Raw genomic sequence first — 20,969 nt, forward strand, 5'->3', positions numbered from 1 at the left:
GGGCATTGCGTCTTATTTGACGTCAACGCCGCAATATCAAGGTTCCCACATGAACTGGATCACAAACTACGTACGCCCCCGGATCAACTCGATCTTTTCGCGCCGCGAGGTGCCTGAAAATCTTTGGCACAAGTGCGGCGAATGTGGAACCATGCTGTTTCATCGCGAGCTGGCGGAGAACCAGAATGTCTGCACCCAATGCGGCCATCATATGGCGATCACACCACGGGACCGATTCACGCATCTGTTTGACGGTGGTATTTTCTCGGAAGTCGAGGTTCCGGCCCCAAAAGATGATCCGCTGCAGTTCCGCGATCAGAAAAAATATCCCGACCGGATGAAGGCTGCCCAGAAAAAGACCGGCGAAAAAGAGGCGATGCTGGTTGCCCTTGGCGAGATCGGCCGTACACCGATTGTAGCTGCCGCGCAGGATTTCTCGTTCATGGGCGGATCAATGGGCATGTATGTCGGCAACGCCATCATCGCCGCCGCACAAGAAGCTGTGAAGCTGAAACGCCCTTTGATCCTGTTCTCGGCTGCGGGCGGTGCGCGGATGCAGGAAGGTATTCTGAGCCTTATGCAAATGCCCCGCACAACGGTGGCAGTTGAAATGCTCAAAGAGGCAAACCTGCCCTATATCGTTGTCCTGACCCACCCGACCACAGGCGGCGTCACCGCATCTTATGCCATGCTGGGTGACGTTCACATTTCGGAGCCCAATGCATTGATCTGTTTCGCCGGACCACGCGTTATCGAACAGACGATCCGCGAAAAACTGCCCGAAGGATTCCAGCGCGCCGAATATCTGTTGGATCACGGCATGCTTGATCGCGTGACGAAACGTACCGAGATGCGGGAAGAATTGATCACGATCACCCGCATGCTTATGAATCAGCCCCCAGCGATCAAAGGCGACTTACCCGCGCCTGAACCCGAAGAGGCCACTTCAGAGGCGCCTGCCGAGGAAGCGGTCAAAAAATGACCGCCCAATCCTCGGATGTCATCCTCGACCGGATGATGGCGCTGCACCCCAAGATCATTGATCTGACCTTGGACCGGGTTTGGCGTTTACTGGCTGCGCTCGACAATCCGCAAACAAAACTGCCGCCTGTCATCCATATCGCTGGAACCAACGGCAAAGGCTCGACCCAAGCCATGATCCGGGCAGGTCTTGAGGGGGCAGGGCGCGCGGTCCATGCCTATACGTCTCCACATCTGGCCCGGTTTCACGAACGAATCCGGTTGGGTGGTGAGTTGATTTCCGAAGCCGACCTCACCGCCGTTCTGGATGAGTGTTATGCCGCCAATGGTGGTGAAAACATCACCTATTTTGAAATCACAACCAGCGCTGCACTGCTCGCGTTTTCTCGTTCAAAAGCCGATTATACATTGCTTGAGGTTGGATTGGGCGGGCGACTGGACGCCACGAATGTGATTGATCAACCTGCGTTGACGGTAATCACACCCGTCTCAATCGACCATGAGCAGTTTCTTGGCGATACACTTGGCAAGATCGCCGCTGAAAAGGCGGGAATCATCAAACCAGGGGTTCCCTGTATTGTCGGCCCGCAACAGGATGAGGCGCTGGAAGTCATCGAATACACTGCGGCTCGTCTCGGCGCTCCGCTGTTCATACACGGGCAGCACTGGCATGTGCACACGGAGAATGGTCGCCTAATTTATCAGGATGAAATCGGTTTGCGCGATCTGCCCATGCCCAACCTGTTGGGGGGGCATCAAATTCAGAATGCCGGTGCCGCCCTGGCTGCATTGCGTCACCTACAAATGGGTGATGATGCCTACGAGGCTGCGGTCACCAAAGCCGAATGGCCTGCCCGAATGCAGCGGCTGAAAACCGGTCCTCTGGTCGAGCAAGCCCCTCAAGCCGAGCTGTGGCTTGATGGCGGTCACAATGCAGCTGCAGGGGCGGCGTTGGCTGATGTTTTATTGTCATTGCCAGAACGACCGACGCATATGATTTGCGGTATGCTAAACACCAAGGATGTCACTGGCTATCTCGCACCTTTGGCCACAAAAGCTGCCAGCCTGACCGCTGTCTCCATTCCCGGCGAACAGAATACGCTGAGCGCTGAAGACACAGCCGCTGCAGCCACCAAAGTGAATCTGACCGCAACAACCGCTGACAGCGTTGCAGACGCGCTTGCGGCAATCACTGCCCAAACCCCTCACGCGCGGGTTTTGATTTGCGGGTCCCTTTATCTCGCAGGGAACATTCTCCGAGAAAACGCCTGATCCGGTACTCAGTCAAAAATACTCCGGGGGAACGCGCCCATTTAGCTTGGGCGGAGGCGAGGTACCCTATTTCCCCCAATCCTTATCCTGCATCTCACGCAGCCGTGACGCCGTACGTTCGAACTCGAACGTGCCTTCCCCTTCGACGTACAGCATCTCGGGCTCAGCAGCGGCAGAACTGATTAGCCGGACCTTCCCCTCATACAGAGCGTCAATCAGGGTCACGAAGCGCTTGGCCTCGTTAAAATTGTTGCGTGACAATCGCGGGATGTCTTCCAACACCAGCACCTTCAGCGCTTCTGCTATTGCCAAATAGTCACCGGGGCCCAGCATCCGTCCGCAAAGATCATAAAACGATGCTCGCGCCACTCCGTTTCGGAACGCGGGCAGAACAACTTCGCGTCCCTTGACCTGCAAAGCCAAAGGCTCCGCCGGCCCACCTGACAAATCATTCCACACAGCACGAATCTTCTCTCGCGCCTCGGGTCCGATGGGCGTGAAGTAGACCGGAGAACCTTCAAGCCGGTTCTGCCTGTAGTCGGTGGGTGAAACCAGCTCCCATACTTCCAATTGTTCTTTGATGTGCTGGATGAAAGGAAGAAACAGTTGCCGGTTCAGCCCATCCTTGTACAGATCATCCGGATGGCGGTTTGATGTCGTGACAACAACAACCCCACCATAATGAAGCAAATCAAACAACCGTCCGACGATCATTGCATCTGTGATATCGGTGATCTGCATCTCATCAAAAGCCAGAACACGCACAGACTTGACCACGGCATCGGCGACCGGCGCCAGCGCATCTTCGACACCGTCTTCACGTGCCTTGTGCAAGCCTGCGTGAATTTCCTGCATGAATGCGTGGAAATGGACCCGACGAACCGGGATATCGCCCAGTGTCTCGACAAACATGTCCATCAGCATTGACTTGCCGCGCCCGACGCCACCCCAAAGATACAAGCCTTTGGGCGGCGGAGGCGCCTTGCGAAAAAAACTACGCTTAACCGGTTCAGCTAGTGCCGCCCGAATGCGATCAAACCGGGGTAGCACCGCTTCCTGGGCGTCATCCCGTGTCAGAGAACCATCGGCGATGCGATCCTCGTAGAGCGAAGTTAAATCCATCATCTCTTGAGCCATACCGCCCGGTTCACGTATTGAAAAGAAACCTTTTTCCCGACACATCAATTTTGCTGAACTGGTGTCGCAAAACTCCTGAATTGACGTGTGTGGTCGCGCCGCTAACGTCTTTACGAACCACTCCCTGGAGGCCCAATGCCGCAATCTACCCGCCTGATGAATCCGATCCTGATCGTCGGTTGCATCGTCATTACCGTCGGCTTTGCGGTGCGCGCTTCTTTTGGCGTGTTTCAAATCCCAATTGCAGATGAGTTCGGCTGGCTGCGCAGCGACTTTTCTATGGCCATAGCGATTCAGAATCTGGCCTGGGGAATCGGTCAGCCGATCTTTGGTGCTATCGCGGAAAAGATCGGTGATCGGCGCGCCATTGTGCTGGGTGCTTTGACCTATGCGGCGGGAATGGTGCTGACGGCTTGGTCAGTGACACCATTTGAACATCAAATCTATGCGTGGCTTGTTGGTTTCGGGATCGCCGGAACAGGGTTTGGCGTTGTGCTAGCGGTTGTTGGTCGTGCCTCATCCGACGCGAACCGGTCAATGTCACTGGCGATTGTCACAGCGGCGGGCAGCTTCGGGCAGGTTATCGGTGCTCCGACGGCCGAATGGTTGCTGACTTTTCTGCCCTGGCAGCAGGTGTTCATTGTCTTTGCCGCAGCAATTCTCGCTTTGATCCTATCCTTGCCGTTTATGCGGGCGCCTCTACCGATCAGCAAAACTGAGCTCGAAGAAAGCATGGGGCAAATCCTTGCTAAAGCTTTCCGCGACCCTTCGTATTCACTGATTGCAATTGGGTTTTTCAGCTGTGGCTATCAACTGGGCTTTGTCACTGCGCATTTTCCCGCCTTTGTTACCGAGATGTGTGGCCCGATCCAGCCCGGGGGCCTGTTGTATTCAATGGGCATCACCACGACATCGGCCCTGGGTGCAATAGCCATTTCGTTGATTGGGTTGGCCAATATCGGTGGAACGCTTCTGGCAGGTTGGGCGGGAAACCACTTTCCGAAGAAATATCTGCTAGCTGCTGTGTATACTGGCCGTACGATTGCGGCAGGGGCTTTCATCGTGTTCCCAATCACGCCTTTGTCGGTGATCGCGTTTTCACTGGTGATGGGATCGCTTTGGTTGGCAACAGTGCCGCTGACGTCTGGACTTGTCGCGCATCTTTATGGCCTTCGATACATGGGAACGCTCTACGGCATCGTATTCCTGAGTCATCAAATCGGTAGCTTCCTGGGCATCTGGCTGGGCGGACGCATGTACGATCAATTTGGTGATTACACCATGGTTTGGTGGATCGGAGTCGCCATCGGGGCCTTCAGCGCCATCATTCACCTGCCCATCCGGGAAAACCGCGAACCAGCTAGCGTGGCAGCCTGACCTAAACGGCTTCTTCCTTGGTCAACAGTCCCTCCGACACCAACCGATCCGCCCAACCTTCAGGGCCGATGAAGTGATGAGTCTGCCACCCTCGCGCCTTGGCCGTTTCGAGGTTTTCGATCCTGTCATCAGCAAACAAAAGAGCGGCGGGGTCGATGCCGCAATCGGCCTCAACCATCTCATAAATAGGGGTATGAGGCTTAACTGCTTTCATCCGGCCCGAGACATACTGGCGATCAAATTCGTTCAAAAACGGATAAACGGTGGTGGCATAGTCGAAGTTCTGAACCCCAAAATTGGTCAGCGCAAAAACAGGTACTTTCTTGGTGCGCAGCGCTCGCAACAGTCGCGCTGAATGCGGGATTTCAGGCGCGGCCAGCTCGATCCAGTTGTCGTGCCACATCCGAATTTCGTCCCTCCAATCCGGGTACTTGTCCGCCCAGCTGTAAATCGTATCGGTGAAGTGATGGCCCTGATCCACCAGATCATTCATTCCATGCAGATCGACCTCGGCAAACATGGCACGACGACGATCCTCGCCGATCACGCGATCATAGTAGCGCTCGGGCTGCCACTCGATCAGTACGTTTCCGATGTCAAATATTACGGCTTCGATGGTCATATGGTAATCCCATACCTAATCAATTGCCGCCGACTGAACCAAGCACCGGACGAAGATGCAAGCACCATCCGCAGCGTGGTACGCGCTGCACGGTCCAACGGGACGCTACGCATCTTTGAAGCGTCACGGACCGGCGGGATTGCTACCCGCGCAATGCGGCGCGTATCTCTCGCTCAAGCACGTCAAGAAAACGCGATCGATCTGCTTTGCCGAACGATTTGCCGCCGCCGCCAGTTCCCAGAGGATTTGCAGCACGAAGATCTGCCATCAGATCGCGCATCGCCAGTTGCTGGCCGATATTGGCTGCCGTAAAGGCCTCACCGTTCGGGCGGAGCACACGAGCATCGGCTTCAATGCACTTCGCGGCAAGCGGGATGTCTGACGTCACCACGATATCGCCTGCGCCGCAGCGCTCTGCGATCCACTTATCCGCCTCATCGGCACCGGCCGCGACAATCACCACCTGCACCAGCGGGTTGGTCGAGGGGCGCAGCCCACCATTGGAGACCAGGACCATTGGCACTTTGTGTCGGGTTGCGACGCGTTCGGCCTCGGGCTTCACAGGGCAAGCGTCGCCATCGATGTAAAGCGTCGTCACGTGTCTTTGGCCTTTGTCGACACTTTCGCCTTCGAGGTGGATTTGCGTACCTTGAACTCTTCGGGAATAGGCATCCGGTTAAAAGCGTCCAATCCCGCAATTTTGTAAGCTTCGGCCAAAGTCGGGTAGTTGAACGTATTTTGGACGAAGTAATCCACCGTGCCTTTCAGGTTCAGCACCGCCTGCGCAATATGGATTAGCTCTGTCGCCCCTTCACCTACAATCTGCACTCCTAAGACGCGGCGGGTCTTGAGCGAGAACAGCATCTTCAGCATACCATGCTCCAATCCCATGATATGCCCGCGCGAGGTTTCGCGGAACCGGGCCACGCCGACCTCGTAGGGGATGCCACGTTCCTGCAGTTCTTCCTCAGACATGCCGCAAGTCGAGATTTCGGGAACCGAGTAGATCCCATACGGGTACCAGGGGCTTTCCGGTAAGGTCGGTGTCTCAAGCGCATGACAGGCGGCGACTCGCCCTTGCTGCAAAGATGTTGAGGCCAGCGAGGGATGCCCGATGACATCTCCGGTGGCATAGATATGAGGCACCGAGGTTTGATAACTCTTTCGGTCCACGCTGATCCGATTGCGATGGTCGGTATCAATCCCAACAGCGTCTAGGTTCAGGGCCGAGGTTGCACCCATGCGCCCCGCGGCAAACAACAACATCTCAGCCCGGACATGGCGCCCGTTGTCCAGTGTAATCTCGACATGACCGCCCGCATCTTCGATCTTTTCGACGGCCGACCCCAACCGCAGATCAACACCATTTTCACGAACTTGGTGTGTGAAGTCGTGGATTAGCGTCTTGTCGATGAAATCTAGAAATGTCTCGCGTGGTTCAATCAGCGTAACGCGAACATCCAGCGCCGAGAACATGGTCGCGTATTCAACACCGATCACACCGGCACCGATCACACAAAGCGAACGCGGTATTTCTTCCATCTCTAGGAAGTCATCTCCGTCGACGACGGTTTTGCCGTTGAAGGGAACGTAGTCGGGGCGATATGTTTTGGTGCCGGTCGCGATCAGGAATTTTGCAGCTGTCAAACGCGTTGTTTCGCCTGCGTCGGTTGCGACCTCAACCTCATGCGGTCCGATGAACTTGGCTAGCCCGCTCAGCGTTTCCACATGGTTTCGGTTAAATTGGTGTTCCAGCACGTCGACCTCATGGTCGAGCGTCATGTGTAGCCGTGCCTTCAGATCTTCCGCGCTGATCTGATCCTTAACCCGGTAGGAGCGCCCATAAAAACTGCGTTCACGCCAGCCTGACAGGTTCAGCACTGTTTCCCGTAAAGTTTTGGACGGGATTGTCCCAGTATGCACTGAAACGCCTCCCAAGCGGTCTTTACGGTCAATCACCAGCACCCTGCGCTGCAGTTTTCCGGCCTGAATAGCTGCCGCGCGCCCCGAAGGACCTGAGCCAATGATGATCAGGTCATAATCATATTTGCTCATGCCTTATTCCCCATACAATGCTTCGGCGTGGAAGGTGATGTGGTCCTCCATGAAGGTGGACACGAAATAGTAGGAATGATCATATCCCGGCTGCAGACGATAGGTGGCTTGTTGGCGACGTTCGGCGATTGCCTGCGCCAATGCTTCTGGGCGCAACAGGTCCATGAATTGGTCATTTGCACCAGTATCGATCAGGATGGGACCGTTGAAGCCGGTGCTTTTCATCATCGCTGACGCGTCATGCTTAGCCCATGCCGCTTCATCATCGCCTAGATAGGCGCTGAGCTGCTTGCGACCCCAATCCGCCCCTATCGGGTTTGAAATCGGCGAGAAGGCTGAAACCGACCGATACCGCCCAGGCAGATTCATCGCCAGCGTCAATGCACCATGTCCGCCCATCGAATGCCCGGTGATTGCCTGACGGTCGGCATCGATTGCAAAGCTCTCTACTAACAGCGCAGGTAGTTCCTCGGCGACATAGTCCCACATGTTGAAGTGAGGCGCCCAAGGTTTTTGTGTAGCATTGACGTAGAATCCCGCGCCCTGACCAAGGTCATAATCTTCATGATCCGCGACCCCATCTCCGCGAGGTGACGTATCGGGGAACACTAGAGCAATACCTTGTTCTGCCGCCCAGCCTTGCGCTCCGGCTTTGGTCATTGCGTTTTCATGTGTGCAGGTCAGGCCTGATAGATACCACAAAATCGGAACTGGGCCGTCCTTTGCCTCGGCCGGAAGGAAAAGGCCAAATGTCATATCACATTTGCAAGCCGAGGAGGCATGGCGATAGACGCCTTGCACACCGCCAAAACAGGCATTTTCCGAAAGGGTTTCCATCTCTCTGATCCTTACGTTGTGTCGGCGTCATGGCTATCGCTCTGTCGCGTCCTCGTAAAGTGCGGGTGCTACCGGCGTGTGGATTTTTAGAAAAGTTTGAAGATCAGAGGGTGCTGACCCAACCAATTACCAGCGGGACAGTCAGGATGCTGGCCAAAGTCGACAGTAAGATTGCTGCGGATGCGCGCTGTGGGGCCACTCTGTAGTGCGCGGCCAGCATGTAGACATTGCCCGCAACGGGTAAAGACGCCGCCGCGATGGCGACCATGGCTGGAAAAGAGGCAACCGGAATCAGCCAAATCACCATAATCGCGACAAAAAGGGGATGTAGGACCAGTTTGCAAAAACTCAGCCAACCCGCAATCTGTATGCGTTCCGCCGATTTGTCGGCAAGTGACGCGCCAATGGCAAACAACGCACCGGGTGTCGCCGCACCCCCCAGAATTGTTAGAAAGTCGTTCAAAGGGGCTGGGACGGGCACATTGAATGCCGACCAGATCAAGCCGGCAGAGATTGACAAGATCATTGGGTTTCTCAGCAAGCCAACCCCAATCAAGCGCACCGTCGCAAGACCGAGCCGGCCATCTCGACCAGCGTTGATCAAAATCACGATCAGAGAGGAAAACACAACAAGATCAACGGTTAGAACCAGCATCACGGGTCCTATGGCCGCTTCAGAAAACAAGAGCGCCAGCATTGGCAAGCCCAGGAACCCCACATTGCCGATCGCGGCGCATTGGGCTTCAACAGCAGCCGTCGGAATATCCAATCCGCGCAGATAGGCGACGGCCGTCGCCAGTGTATAAACACCCGCCGTTCCAATTAGATACCCGATCACAAGACGACCATTGAAGATCTCGGCAAAGGGCAAGGTGGCTGCAAATCGAAACAGCATTGCAGACAAGGCGAAGAAAAATACGAATTTGGTCAGATAAGCAGTTGCCTCGGGCGGGAAAAATCGGCTGCGAGCGGCGCAAAATCCCAGGCCGATGATTGCGAAGAACGGCAATGTGCGCAGAAAGATCTCAACCATGGCTGTGTGTTAGCATGAAAGGCCGGGGTCGCAAGGGCGACGCGCGGCAGAAGCTACTCTTGACGGTTAAACGTTGTGACAAAACCGCGATCCAGTTGAAATGCGTTGAAACTGAACCGAACGGTTTATAGTGTTGTAGAATATCGCATTCAGGAGACATCATGACTCAAGCCGCCGCCATCCTGCGTACAGGCCGAAAATTCGATCAGGTTTTGCGCGGGGCGCGCGAGGTGTTCATGGCGGATGGGTTCGAAGGCGCCAGCGTTGATGACATTGCGCGATCAGCGGGCGTGTCGAAGGCTACTCTCTATAGCTACTTCCCCGACAAGCGTCTGTTGTTCACCGAAGTCGCCCAGACTGAGTGCCGGTTAATGTCCGAGCGTATCCTGTCAATGATTGACGAGACCAAACCTGCGCGCGAGGTGCTAACAATTGCAGCAACTCAGCTTACTGCATTTCTGGTTTCAGACTTTGCGCAGCAAGTCTTTCGCATTTGCGTCGCCGAGCGAGACAGGTTCCCGGAACTCGGTAAGGCCTTTTTTGAAGCGGGCCCTCAGAATGGTCGGCGGCAGATGGCAGAGTATCTGACCAAAGCGGTCGCAAAAGGAGAGTTGGCTGTCGAAGACGTCAATATTGCGGCCGAGCAGTTTTCGGAGCTGTGTAAGGTAAGGCTATGGGGACGGGCCGCTTTTGGTATCCAAAACAGTTTCAGCCAAAGCGAGATTGACGAGGTTGCTATGCAGGCGGTCGATATGTTTATGGCACGATACGGCGTTTGAGTTTGACCGACCCAACGTCAGAGCAACGAATCGATTCTGTGAAGTTTTGTGGTGCGGGTGGAAGGCATTGAATACGCTTTCCTATACGTTCTTTGCTGTTCCGGTGTGTTCAACAAAAATGATAAAACATCGTAAATATAGATATTTACCATTCCGGGTTGCTCCGAGGTACTCCGTTATAAACAAGATATAGAAGTGGGACTGAAAGTTGGACCAATTTGAGAATCTATCCAGCCATGCGCCAATCCAACAAGCTAAGTGGAGCAAAGGTCAGAACTGCCGATGCCGGCAAATACGGCGATGGTGGCGGGCTCTGCCTGCATAAGCGCGATGCCAGGCAGGGCAAGTGGGTACTATTGGTCACCGTGCACGGACGCCGTAGAGAAATGGGCCTCGGAGCCTATCCGGGCGTAGCGCTGAAAGAGGCGCGCGAAGAAGCTGCGAAATGGCGCGCAGTCGTTCGCAGGAACCTGGACTCGATAATAGAGCGAGAGTGGGAGCGTAGACAGGCAGAGCGAAATTTGAACCTGCTCAAAGACATTGCCATTGATGCGTTTGAAACCCGCAAGGCAGAGCTAAAGGGCGATGGTAAAGCAGGGCGTGGTATTCTCCCTTGGAGCTGCACGTTCTGCCGAAGCTGGGCAAGGTTCCTATCGCCGACATTGACCAGATCGATATAAGAGACACCCTAGCACCGATTTGGCACGACAAAGCCGAAACCGCTAGCAAGGCAATGGATCGCCTTGGCATCTGTCTGAAGCATGCAGCTGCGTTGGGATTGGATGTTGACCTGCAAGCTACAATGAAAGCTCGGGCACTACTGGGGAAGCAACGCCATAAACCCAAAAAAACATCCCGGCACTACCTTGGTCAGATGTTTCAAGCTTCTAGAGGCGGGCATGCTGCTGGGCCAAGCCATCCGTTTTGGAAGCATGGGGAACGGTCGAGTGAAGCTGAGGAAGCGCGCAAGAGGATCAATGACCTGATCCGCGCCCATAGGGAATTGCAAAAGCGTATCCATTGACTGGTACTACCTGGTCACCTACGCAAAGCAGTCATTCGACCAAACCAGGTGAATGACCGCACCGAGCCCAAAGCGGAAACGAATATGTATCTCGTTCAGTGGGACCACAAGCCTAACGCAACGATGAGTTCAGGTGTGCAGTTACCGGCAGTTTCTCATATCAACAATTAAGGATCAGGAAGAGGATGAATGGTTCGTAGATACATTACAATGGCCTCAAGGTCTTCGGGCGACATCGTTGAGTAATATGCGTAACCCATCGGCGGTAGCATCTGCGTCCCGCTTGGGCGTTTACCCGAGACGATCATTGTTTTTAGCTCTTCGTCCGTATAACCGGCAAGTCCATCCTCGTGGCTAGTGATATTGGGGGCCACAGATACCCCCCCACGGTCCATGAAATTCGAATCCGCCTGCACCAAGATGCGTGTCGAACATCGGACCCTTGGGTCCGAAAGTCGTATGACATTCTGTACAATGCGCGACCGGTCCAGCGAGGTATTCGCCGTATTCGACAGTTGCGCCTTGCAACGGCGCCGAAACGCTATCAATCGGCGGACCGTAGTTTGGAGGAAGAGGAAATCCGTACGTTGAAACAGGCGTGGTATCGCTACTATCAGGTATCGTCCGAAGAAACATAACCATAGAAATGAGGTCTTCATCACTCAGTCCGCGATACAAGCTGATGGGCATAGGCGGTCCAATGACGGTGCCATCCGGACGGATACCTTCACGAATTGCTCGGGCAAGTTCTTCATCGCTCCAATCCGCAACGCGGCTACCTGGTGTTATGTTAACCGCCCAGGCCTCCATCATGTCGTTTTTTTTCAACCATCATGCCGCCAAGCTCATTGGACATATTAGGCCCGTTCGGTCCTTGCGGCGTATGGCAATTGCCGCACGCAGCCGGTCCTCGCACGAGATATTCTCCACGTTCCAAACTTGGTTCAGCCAAGGCGGTAATCGGAAAATAAACAGCTGAAATAGCTATGAGTAGTTTTTGCATAAATTGTCCCCCCCCAAGAAAAAGTTGGGCGCGTACCGATCAACAAAGACGAACTATCCAGCGTCCCAAAAATCTGAAATCATACACTACTTCGAGAAAATCCAAATACCTTGCTGCTCCTCGCTGGGTTTATGTACGACCTTGCCACTGGATTTGCGGGCAAAAAGTCAATTCAAGAACTTGTCCTAAACTCCCCAAAAATTTTGCATGGGTCGAGCGTTCGCCTACTACAAATACCAAGGAAAGGTTGGGTTGAATTAAGTCTAATTTGAGGGGGGAAGTGTCCTCAACATGGAAATCTGCCACTACTCAGCAAATGATTGCATCGAGCCTTAGCCGACTTCTTTGGTTATCATTAATCTGGCAGTCCTGCGGCTTTCAGGCCCGCAACGACTTTTTGTCTGTGCTCTTCTTTTGCGTAAGGCAATTGGGAACTCAATGTGGATACCGTAGCTACAGGGATCAGTTCGAGAAGTCTCAAGCCAGCTTCCTCAGCTTCTTTCAACTTGCCCTGCGCAGTTTTCACTGCCGACAGAAATATGTAGTTCATAGGGAACTTAGGTGCGTTGCGTATTGCCGCTTGCAAATATTCGATAGCTTCTTCATAGCGGTCAAGTTGCAACATCAAGTGACCATAATTCAGAAGGTATATCGGTGGAGTATGCGGTTCTAGCCGCATAGCTCGGTCCATTGGAGCAATTGCCAACTCCGGTGTCCCCGCGTAAATGAACGACGAAGCCTGCCACAAGTGACCATCGGAAGAATTGGGGTCCAATGACAAGGCTGTATTATGCTCAGAAAGAGCTCTTTTGAAGCCTTCGCCCCACATATGCATCCAACCCAGAAAAGCATGAGCGGCCGCTAGGTTAGGGTCGATTTTGGCGGCAAGCTCAGCCTCAGCCAACGCCTCTTCGAACGCATTCTGGTGGCTGTTCCACTTAAAGAACCAAGCATGGAATTTTAGGTAGCTTCTAACGGCCATGGCGTAGGCAAAGTTTGGGTCAGCTTCTAAAGCTTTGGTGAACAGTACCTGCGCTTCGGCGTTGGCTTGCGGACCCGGTTCACGATAGCGCTGGCGGCCTTTGAGAAACCAGTCGCGAGCTTCAGTATTACCTGTGTATTGACTACCAAGACGCGTTTCCTCGCCTTCCCTTAATTGAACAGACAGCGCGTCGACAATTTCCCGTGTAATCTCGTCTTGCAGGTCAAAAACATCTTCTAGCGTTCCGTCCCTGCGATTGGCCCAAACGTGGCTTCCATTTCCGGTTTCAATTAGCTGCGCGTTCATACGAATTCGGTTGCCCGCCCTGCGGATACTACCTTCTAGGACATAATGCACGCCCAACTCTTTACCGACGAGCCGCAGATCCACCGCCTTGCCTTTGTAAACAAATGAAGAGTTGCGGCCGATGACCAACAAGCCAGACAATTTTGAGAGGTCGGTGATTAAGTCCTCTGTCATGCCGTCTGCGAAATACTCTTGCTCTGCATCGCCCGACATATTGTCAAACGGCAAAACCGCGATAGAAGGAATTTCCGGCAGGCTCGGGGCTGAATTCAAAGCTGAATCTGAGGTGGACTTTTTACTTCCTGCGTCATCATTCGCCGAGTTCGTCCATTTCCAGATGCGGATTGGCTCTACAATGTTTTTAACCTGCTGAGCTCCCGCGTCTTGAAAAGGCACATCCAAGCGGTGCTTGATCTGTTCATGGACTGAGGCCGAAATGCAAATCCCGCCAGGATCGGACAGCGTCTCCAATCTTGAGGCCACGTTTACTCCATCGCCATGAATGTCATCACCTTCCACCACAACGTCACCGATATTTATGCCGACACGAAAGGTTATCTCCCGATCGCCCAAGGCTTCTTTGTTGCGTAAATGGATAGAACTTTGGATAGCATATGCGCATGAAACTGCATCGACGGCGCTGGCAAACTCCGTCAATACTCCGTCGCCCATCCATTTGACTACTCGACCTGCGTATTTTGCAACGGCGGGCTCGACAACACTTTCCCGAAGTTCTCGCAACTTCGCTAATGTCCGTTCTTCGTTAGAGCGGACAAGGCGCGAGTAACCAACGACATCTGCCGCAAGTATTGCAGCAAGTCTTCGTTTCATACACACAACCCTCCCAAAAAAAGGAGACTAGACTCACGGAAAACTGAAATCCAGTTCTGAGTTGCATCTCGCGCTCAACAAGACCTGAGTGGTCAAAAGGGGCTCGTTAGCTGGTTTCACAGTGGCTGTTTTGTTCGCAAAGTAGAGGGTCAAGCAAGTTGTCGCGAATGTCTGCAATGCAGGACTTAAACCTAACAATGCCAAATATTCGCTTTGGTGATTCGCAAAACCGTTGGTAGGCGGCTACATGCACGGTTCCAGAGTAAACGTGGGTAACTAATCCAAATTTAACCATGCGGAGCAGTCCAAACAACTACCGATACACTCGGATGGAAAAGCTCGAAGGATCGTTAAAGGCTCACTCCACGGCCCATTGCTGATTTAGCCAACTATACGCAGACTACGGCAAGACCAAGGTTGGCCTGATAGTGGGGCCAATGATGGTTGATATTATCTAAGTACTTAATATTTATAATAATTTATTGATTTCTTGGTGCGGGTGGAGGGACTTGAACCCCCACGCCTTGCGGCGCCAGAACCTAAATCTGGTGCGTCTACCAATTTCGCCACACCCGCAACCCGATGCCAAAGCATCGCGACGAGGCGCTCAATAGCAAAGCTTTTGAGGGAGCGCGAGAGGTAAAGTGCGACAATACACAAGATTATTATCGCCATACGAGAAACAATAAGACGTCGAATTGCGCTTCATCCAAGCTCCTGAGAATCGAGTGCAAGTCCAAAGTGGCAATCCGTCGAAAAGGAAATGTCTTTGAAGGGCGGGTTTATTTAGACCTAAGTGCAGAGATTTTCTGTTCGTTGAGATGTCAGAATAGGCTCAATCTTGACATTATTATTGTTTCCAAAAGGTGAACTTGTAGACCTTTTTTGATCGTAAGCGTGTTGCACCTATAAGTTGAGCTCACCACGAGGCTTGTGGGCGAAGGGTCGCCAGAGTGATATTTTGTGTGTTGTGTGAGTAGCCTGAAGGAAATTTAAGCAAAGTTACACTTAGCGAGGGGGATCGATTAACATTGTTAAAAAACAAATAGTTATAAGATATTCTGAGGCCCAATTCTGATCCATCGCACCAGATTAGAGTTTTCAGTATTGGAATCGGTTACGGGTCCAGTTGGTGCGTGCTTTTCAGGCATTCTCTTATAGGTTGAGGTATTTATGAGGTCCGCCACCTTATTTGTGCCACATTTCAAACGCCAAAATATCCTATTCGCGTCAAAATAACACCGCGGAAATCGTAATTGATTGAACGCAGGAGTTAATGAGTCTTTTTGCCTTCTGGCACCGTGCGAGTTTCTGCTCAACTCCAGAACAAGGGTCTCTGTCGTGACCAACCTGATCAAATCCGCTGCTTCCGAGCAGGACGTTGTAAGTCTTGCCCGAGATAGTTTTATCGGCGAGCTAAAAACTCTGAACCGCCAGCATCCTGGCACGGGTTTCGGCGTTGCGCTCAAAACCCATTCGGGCAATCGCTATTTGCTGGCGAATGCCCGCATGCCTTTGCCGGCAAACAAATCAGAAGATTTTCCAACGGGGCGCCGTGTCGCCTGCCTGGAAAATGGGGAAGGCTTCAGTTCTATCGAAGTGCTTGCTGATTCCTTCGCATATGAATCAATTTCACCGCAAACCGAGGCTGTGATCCTCGGTAACGCATTGGATCTTATCGCGCGCATCGACACGCTTGCGAGCCTGCCGGACGGGGCAGGGGACCAATTTGCCGCAACAGGTACCGGAGGCTAACCATGGCGCGTAACGACCACCTTCTGTCTGTAGGAAACGAGGCTCTGTCCGAAATGACAGAGACAATGACTTCGTTGACGACGCAGATCGACCAACTGACAGAGGTGGCGGATGCGCGTTCTTCCGCGCGGCTCGCGGCGCTCAAGACTAAAATGGAGAATTTCTCGGCCAGCGTTACAATGGTGGGGCAGGTAAAGGCCGGGAAATCGTCCATCGTCAACATTCTGGCGGGGCGACCAAATCTGCTACCCTCGGATGTGAACCCATGGACGTCTGTGGTGACCACGCTGAATATCAATACCCGGACTGAAGGGGGCACCAAGTCCAAGTTTACCTTTTTCGAGCAGGAAGAATGGGACAACCTGATGGTTGGCGGCGGTCGCCTTGGCGAACTCGCAAACCGTGCTGGTGCTGATGATGAGATGGATGACATCCGTCGTCAGATCGGGGAGATGAAGTTTAAGTCCGAGCAAAGGTTGGGCAAACACTTCGACCTGATCCTTGGCCAAAGTCACCAGTATGACTATTTCGATGATGAACTTGTCCAACGGTATGTCTGTCTTGGGGATGAGGATGACCCAGATATCGACCCAAAGACGGGTCGTTTTGCGGATGTGACGAAATCGGCAGAGCTGTTTATGGATATCCCGCAATATCCGATTTCGCTTAAGCTTTGCGATACGCCGGGCGTGAACGATACATTCATGGTGCGCGAACAGATCACTTTGCGCAGCCTGCGAGGGTCGGAGGTTTGCATAGTTGTATTGGCTGCAAGCCAGGCACTGACCACGATGGATATGGCGCTGATGCGTATTATCGCTCAGTTCGAAAACCGGCAGATCATTCTGTTTGTGAACCGGATTGATGAACTGTCTGACCCGGTCAATCAGGTCCCCGAGATTCGCGATCGCATTCAGGACACCCTGAAGCAGAACAACATTGACGCCAACACAAGCGTTGTCTTTGGCAGCGCCCTGTGGGCTGAGGCAGCACTCACTGGAAATCCGGACATTCTGACAGAAGAATCGCGCGAGGCATTGAACACTTTCTACCTGGCTGCCGGTTTCGGCGATCAGGCGGCGTCACTCGACAAGATCTGGGCGCTTTCCGGCCTGCCCGATTTGTTGCTCGCGATGAATGAGCGTATTGCCGAAGGCGCCGGAACGCGGCTTTTGGATCGCGTCCGGCATCGGGCGCGCAATATCGCCAGTCAGATTCGGGCGACAGCTGTTGCTAAGACCTTATCAAACTCGGATGGAATTGTTCGGGATTTAGATGGTGCGTCGCCAGAAGACGCGATTGCGAGGGTTACAGCCGAATACGAAAAGAAAGCTTCCGAGCTGACAACCAAACTGCGCGACAAGGTACTGGAGCGACTTGCCACGGCAGAAGCGAATTTTGTCAAGCGCGCGACAGATTCTCTGATCTCACATCTTGAGCAAAATGGAGAGCAGGGTACATGGCAATATGACCCGGCCGGGCTGCGAACTTTGCAGAAAGCCGCATATTTCAGCTTTGCCCGTTCGATGCGCAAGGAAGCCGGTGCGTTGTATTCAGCAGCGGCGGCGGATGTCGAGGCGTTGTACCAGAAACTGTTGGGCAATCACTTGGGTGAATTCAATATCGAAGCTCCGATCGTGCCACGCGTGCCTCCGCCACTCGGGATTGGGCGCACTATTGCGCTGGACCTGCAAAGCACATGGTGGCGCCGATGGTGGCAACGCCGAAAGGGCTTTGAGGCCTATGCCGCAGACTACACGCGCTTGATCGCGTCTGAGGCGAACTCGATCACTAAAGATATCGAGGAGAACCAGATTGCCGCCGTGCTGGAGAATGTACGTGCTACGCTGACCGACTTTATGGTCGAGCAGAAAGATACGTTGCTCAGCATCTCGCATTCACCTGACAGGGCTGCGGCACAGATCGCCGAGCAGAAGCCACAGAAATCGCGCGACGATATTCTGGGCGATATCCTGAAAGACCTTAGTAACGAAGCAGCATAAGAAGAGTTATGGTAAAAAATTCACAAACCCGCTTCGTCTCTCCCAAGACATGGAACCGCATCGAGCAGTGGTCCCGCCGCAAACCCGTGTTTGCGCTCATGGGAGAATTCAGTGCAGGCAAATCGACGTTGATGAATTTCCTGCTACGCAAACAGGCACTGCCAACACAGGTCACAGCTACGCAGCTGCCGCCGATCTGGTTCAGCTGGGGCAATCGACCCGCTTATATCAAACGCCATGATGGCAGTACGCAGAATATCGAGTTGGATCAGCTTGAACAGGTTGGTGTCAACGACGCCCAGTTCATTCGCATCTTCCTTGAGGCCGATATTCTTGAGGCGGTCGACTTGATCGACACACCCGGGATTTCGGACCCGAAGATTTCGACGGATGTCTGGCAGCGTGCAGTTGGCCAAGCCAATGGTGTGTTGTGGTGCACCCACTCGACACAAGCCTGGCGCGAGACTGAACGTGCCACCTGGGTTTCGCTGCCTGAAAGGCTGCAGCACAAATCGCTGCTGCTGGTGACACGTGCGGATGCTTTAAATCAGAAAGACAGGCAAAAGGTCTTGCGCCGCGTAAATCGCGAAGCGGGTCATTTGTTCAATCGCACGATACTGTTCTCGGCCCGTGATGCCATCATGGCCCGTGACAAAACCGGTGATGCCGAACTTTGGTCACGCAGCGGTGGTGGTAAGATGGTCGACAGTTTCCTGGAGATCACCGAGCAGATTATGGACAAGCGAGCGGATATGCTAGCCCGCTATCAAATTGATAAATCCCTGTCCGAAGCACCAAAAGTGAGCCATTTGCATCCGGAAAGCCGAATGGAAGATGTACCGTTGGTGCATCAGGATCCGCTGGCTGACACTCCGGCTGAAGCGAGCAGTGATGTTGTCACAAGCTTTCCAATCCGCCCTGCCCGCGTCGAGCGCCGCTCAGAAGAAGCTGAGCGCCCGCGAATTGACGTAGACGAGGCAGAACGGATGCGCGCCGAAATGACCTCTGAAGCAGAACCAGCTGATGAAGATCTGCGTTCCGTATTCTCAGAACAATCCGATGACCCGCTGGATCTGAACCTTTTGGCGAACCCGACCCATGACGTCGATGAGTTTGCTTTCATGGATGAAGAAGAGGACCAAGAGGATGCGGAGCTAATTATTCTCGGTCCCGAAGATGAACAAGATGCAACGGTAGAAGCCTCTACATCCGAGGAGACTTTTGTCGATGAGGAGAGCTCGGCTTCGGACATCGAAGTGTCTATCTCGTCGATTACGTCATTGCTTTCTGAGCAATCTGAGGAATCAACAGAAGAATACGAGCCGGAACCGGAATCAAACTCACTCACGCCAGCCAAAGTGGTTGAATTGAGTGGCGAAGCGAAGTCGAATGAAGAGGCGTCTGAAGAACAAGCAGCCGATCCAAGCGTTCTGCCCTCGGAATCGCCACTCAGCGCGTCTGCGATGTGGAGCGAGATCGTAGCGCGGGAAAGTCTGCCTGATGATGCCCAAGGCTTGAAAAGCGCTTTTGCTGCATTTTTGTCCGAGTATGATCAGATTGCGCTGGAGCACACCGCTCGCAATAGCGAAGCCAGCATGCGACCGGTGGTGGAAGCGCGCAAAAACGGTGGAGCAGAATGGCACGCGATCTGAAACATTCTTTGAGGTGGATATCTGAATGTCGATAGAATCCGCCTTAGCCTCGGCCATCGAGACCATACCCGACTGCGTTGCAGCCGGGTATGTTGATATGGAAACAGGGATGCTATTGGGCATTGATGCTGCAGACCGAGAGAGTTCAGATGCTTTAGAAAATCTGGCGCTTTCAGTTGCTAACCTGTTTCAAAGCCGGGGCACAAAAGGCTTTGAGGAATTGTTGCGCACGGCACAGATAGATGAAACGGAACACCCCGGATTTGGGGAAATCGCGGTGTTCGCCAATGATCGTATACATATCTTTCTGAGAACGCCGAAATACCCGGATCACGTTGTCTGCTATATTTGTCGCGACAGCGCGAATACCGGGCTTGCGCTTACAAAATCACATCTCAGCCTCAGCTCGGTGGCTGCTGCGGTATAGACGGAACCAGAGGGGGTTCACGGTATGATGGATGGCGAAATACTCGAATTGCTCGAAGAAATCGGGCAATCTTCGGTCGCGCGTTTATCTCCCGCAGTATATCTGTCGGGCGAAACTGCGCAGGCAAGACGAGGTGAGGTACTGAACGCTATTCGCGGCACGATCCTGCCAAGGAGGCTAGAGTTCAAGGCGGCCGACGGAGGAATGCTGGCGGTTGAAGTGAACAGCTCTCGGATCACCGATGTCTTTCGCTGTGTTTCGGGGCCTTTACCCGATTTTGAAACCGATGCCCGTGAAAACTTGACGGGCCGACTGGCCCAACTGGTTTCTGACATCGCGATCGCCCCCGGCCCTTTAGAGTTGATTTCGCTCAGACCGGATTCGGCGCTTGAAGCGGATGATGTGGGCATAACATTTTCTGAGGTAGAGGCGGCTTGCGGAAATATTGTTCTACCGGATGAGCGGCGTATGACGATTGTTCCGGATGCCACCCCTGAACCTGAAGTAGAAACGGATCAACAGAGCCCATCGGGGATCACTGATGCATTCTATGAAGGTTCTGAACGCTTTGCTTTGGGACGCTTTTTGATTAGCGATGAGGTCAAATTTGATGGGCTTTGTTCCGAAGGGCAGCCTGCGCATCCAGACGAAAACCTTTTGGCGCGTTTCACCAAAGATCTCCTCGGCTGGCAAGCAGATGTATCTAACATACTGTCAGAGCCGCAATTGATCGTAATGCGACCATCCGGGGGTCAAGGTGTTGGCCTTGCGATCCTGCGCGATGATGAGGACGTTGCAGCCGCGTTTCATGACACCCGTAAGCTGGGCGCTGCTGTCAACCTGTGGAAATCTTTGAAAAACGCCGTCGAATGACCGCGTTCCTGCCAAATAGT

General features: G+C 53.4%; 20 protein-coding genes and 1 tRNA gene. 11 read left to right on the forward strand and 10 right to left on the reverse strand.

From position 1 onward, the window contains the following. Positions 1 to 49: 49 nt before the first annotated feature. Positions 50 to 982, forward strand: a complete 933-nt coding sequence (gene accD, locus ACR0MQ_RS10090; protein ID WP_170474877.1) for an acetyl-CoA carboxylase, carboxyltransferase subunit beta — start codon at positions 50 to 52, stop codon at positions 980 to 982. Continuing rightward, complete coding sequence (locus ACR0MQ_RS10095; RefSeq protein ID WP_170772378.1) at positions 979 to 2,253, forward strand: bifunctional folylpolyglutamate synthase/dihydrofolate synthase; 1,275 nt, start codon at positions 979 to 981, stop codon at positions 2,251 to 2,253. The genes accD and ACR0MQ_RS10095 overlap by 4 nt, the downstream gene beginning before the upstream one ends. Before the next feature lie 66 nt (positions 2,254 to 2,319). On the opposite strand, the gene zapE is transcribed toward ACR0MQ_RS10095, so the two are convergent. Further along, positions 2,320 to 3,378: a cell division protein ZapE gene (gene zapE, locus ACR0MQ_RS10100; protein ID WP_170772809.1), complete on the reverse strand. Its 1,059-nt coding sequence runs from the start codon at positions 3,376 to 3,378 to the stop codon at positions 2,320 to 2,322. Positions 3,379 to 3,525: 147 nt separating this feature from the next. Here zapE and ACR0MQ_RS10105 point away from each other — a divergent pair, with 147 nt between their 5' ends. Beyond that, positions 3,526 to 4,767, forward strand: a complete 1,242-nt coding sequence (locus tag ACR0MQ_RS10105; protein WP_480607832.1) for an MFS transporter — start codon at positions 3,526 to 3,528, stop codon at positions 4,765 to 4,767. A gap of 1 nt (position 4,768) precedes the next feature. On the opposite strand, the gene ACR0MQ_RS10110 is transcribed toward ACR0MQ_RS10105, so the two are convergent. From ACR0MQ_RS10110 to ACR0MQ_RS10130, 5 genes are all read right to left on the reverse strand, one after another. Continuing rightward, entirely contained in the window at positions 4,769 to 5,389 is a 621-nt protein-coding gene (locus ACR0MQ_RS10110; RefSeq protein ID WP_480607835.1) for an HAD family hydrolase, read from the reverse strand. A gap of 142 nt (positions 5,390 to 5,531) precedes the next feature. Further along, positions 5,532 to 5,987: a YaiI/YqxD family protein gene (locus ACR0MQ_RS10115; RefSeq protein WP_010441380.1), complete on the reverse strand. Its 456-nt coding sequence runs from the start codon at positions 5,985 to 5,987 to the stop codon at positions 5,532 to 5,534. Beyond that, positions 5,984 to 7,444: a Si-specific NAD(P)(+) transhydrogenase gene (gene sthA, locus ACR0MQ_RS10120; RefSeq protein ID WP_480607839.1), complete on the reverse strand. Its 1,461-nt coding sequence runs from the start codon at positions 7,442 to 7,444 to the stop codon at positions 5,984 to 5,986. The genes ACR0MQ_RS10115 and sthA overlap by 4 nt, the downstream gene beginning before the upstream one ends. 3 nt (positions 7,445 to 7,447) lie before the next feature. Next, positions 7,448 to 8,281 (reverse strand): S-formylglutathione hydrolase, encoded by an 834-nt coding sequence (fghA, locus tag ACR0MQ_RS10125; RefSeq protein WP_170772388.1) that lies wholly within the window; start codon positions 8,279 to 8,281, stop codon positions 7,448 to 7,450. Positions 8,282 to 8,384: 103 nt separating this feature from the next. Further along, positions 8,385 to 9,314: an AEC family transporter gene (locus ACR0MQ_RS10130; protein ID WP_170772390.1), complete on the reverse strand. Its 930-nt coding sequence runs from the start codon at positions 9,312 to 9,314 to the stop codon at positions 8,385 to 8,387. Between the two features lie 161 nt (positions 9,315 to 9,475). Between ACR0MQ_RS10130 and ACR0MQ_RS10135 the strand changes: the two genes are divergently transcribed. From ACR0MQ_RS10135 to ACR0MQ_RS10145, 3 genes are all read left to right on the forward strand, one after another. Beyond that, positions 9,476 to 10,093, forward strand: a complete 618-nt coding sequence (locus ACR0MQ_RS10135) for a TetR/AcrR family transcriptional regulator (protein ID WP_170474907.1) — start codon at positions 9,476 to 9,478, stop codon at positions 10,091 to 10,093. Positions 10,094 to 10,329: 236 nt separating this feature from the next. Continuing rightward, a complete protein-coding gene (locus ACR0MQ_RS10140) occupies positions 10,330 to 10,773 on the forward strand; it encodes an Arm DNA-binding domain-containing protein (protein ID WP_480607845.1) in 444 nt (147 codons plus the stop codon). Then, positions 10,707 to 11,117, forward strand: a complete 411-nt coding sequence (locus ACR0MQ_RS10145) for a phage integrase central domain-containing protein (RefSeq protein WP_480607848.1) — start codon at positions 10,707 to 10,709, stop codon at positions 11,115 to 11,117. The genes ACR0MQ_RS10140 and ACR0MQ_RS10145 overlap by 67 nt, the downstream gene beginning before the upstream one ends. Before the next feature lie 167 nt (positions 11,118 to 11,284). Here ACR0MQ_RS10145 and ACR0MQ_RS10150 read toward each other — a convergent pair whose 3' ends face one another. From ACR0MQ_RS10150 to ACR0MQ_RS10165, 4 genes are all read right to left on the reverse strand, one after another. Then, positions 11,285 to 11,512, reverse strand: coding sequence for a c-type cytochrome (locus tag ACR0MQ_RS10150; RefSeq protein WP_480607851.1), 228 nt, complete (start codon positions 11,510 to 11,512; stop codon positions 11,285 to 11,287). 395 nt (positions 11,513 to 11,907) lie between these two features. Then, complete coding sequence (locus ACR0MQ_RS10155) at positions 11,908 to 12,120, reverse strand: hypothetical protein (protein ID WP_480607854.1); 213 nt, start codon at positions 12,118 to 12,120, stop codon at positions 11,908 to 11,910. 355 nt (positions 12,121 to 12,475) lie between these two features. Next, positions 12,476 to 14,239: an adenylate/guanylate cyclase domain-containing protein gene (locus tag ACR0MQ_RS10160; RefSeq protein ID WP_480607857.1), complete on the reverse strand. Its 1,764-nt coding sequence runs from the start codon at positions 14,237 to 14,239 to the stop codon at positions 12,476 to 12,478. A gap of 491 nt (positions 14,240 to 14,730) precedes the next feature. Further along, positions 14,731 to 14,815, reverse strand: a tRNA-Leu gene (locus ACR0MQ_RS10165). A 765-nt stretch (positions 14,816 to 15,580) separates the two neighbouring features. On the opposite strand from ACR0MQ_RS10165, the gene ACR0MQ_RS10170 reads away from it, so the two are divergent. The 5 genes from ACR0MQ_RS10170 to ACR0MQ_RS10190 are packed head-to-tail and all read left to right on the forward strand — an operon-like array spanning position 15,581 to position 20,949. After that, positions 15,581 to 15,994: a hypothetical protein gene (locus ACR0MQ_RS10170; RefSeq protein ID WP_170774218.1), complete on the forward strand. Its 414-nt coding sequence runs from the start codon at positions 15,581 to 15,583 to the stop codon at positions 15,992 to 15,994. A gap of 2 nt (positions 15,995 to 15,996) precedes the next feature. Further along, positions 15,997 to 17,997, forward strand: coding sequence for a dynamin family protein (locus tag ACR0MQ_RS10175; protein ID WP_170474970.1), 2,001 nt, complete (start codon positions 15,997 to 15,999; stop codon positions 17,995 to 17,997). Positions 17,998 to 18,005: 8 nt separating this feature from the next. After that, on the forward strand, positions 18,006 to 19,649 hold the full coding sequence (locus ACR0MQ_RS10180) for a dynamin family protein (protein ID WP_480607861.1): 1,644 nt from the start codon (positions 18,006 to 18,008) through the stop codon (positions 19,647 to 19,649). 25 nt (positions 19,650 to 19,674) lie between these two features. After that, positions 19,675 to 20,076 (forward strand): hypothetical protein, encoded by a 402-nt coding sequence (locus tag ACR0MQ_RS10185; protein WP_010441394.1) that lies wholly within the window; start codon positions 19,675 to 19,677, stop codon positions 20,074 to 20,076. Between the two features lie 24 nt (positions 20,077 to 20,100). Then, entirely contained in the window at positions 20,101 to 20,949 is an 849-nt protein-coding gene (locus tag ACR0MQ_RS10190; RefSeq protein ID WP_170780402.1) for a hypothetical protein, read from the forward strand. The last annotated feature ends 20 nt before the right edge of the window (positions 20,950 to 20,969 follow it).

This window comes from Ruegeria sp. AN6 (assembly GCF_056540425.1).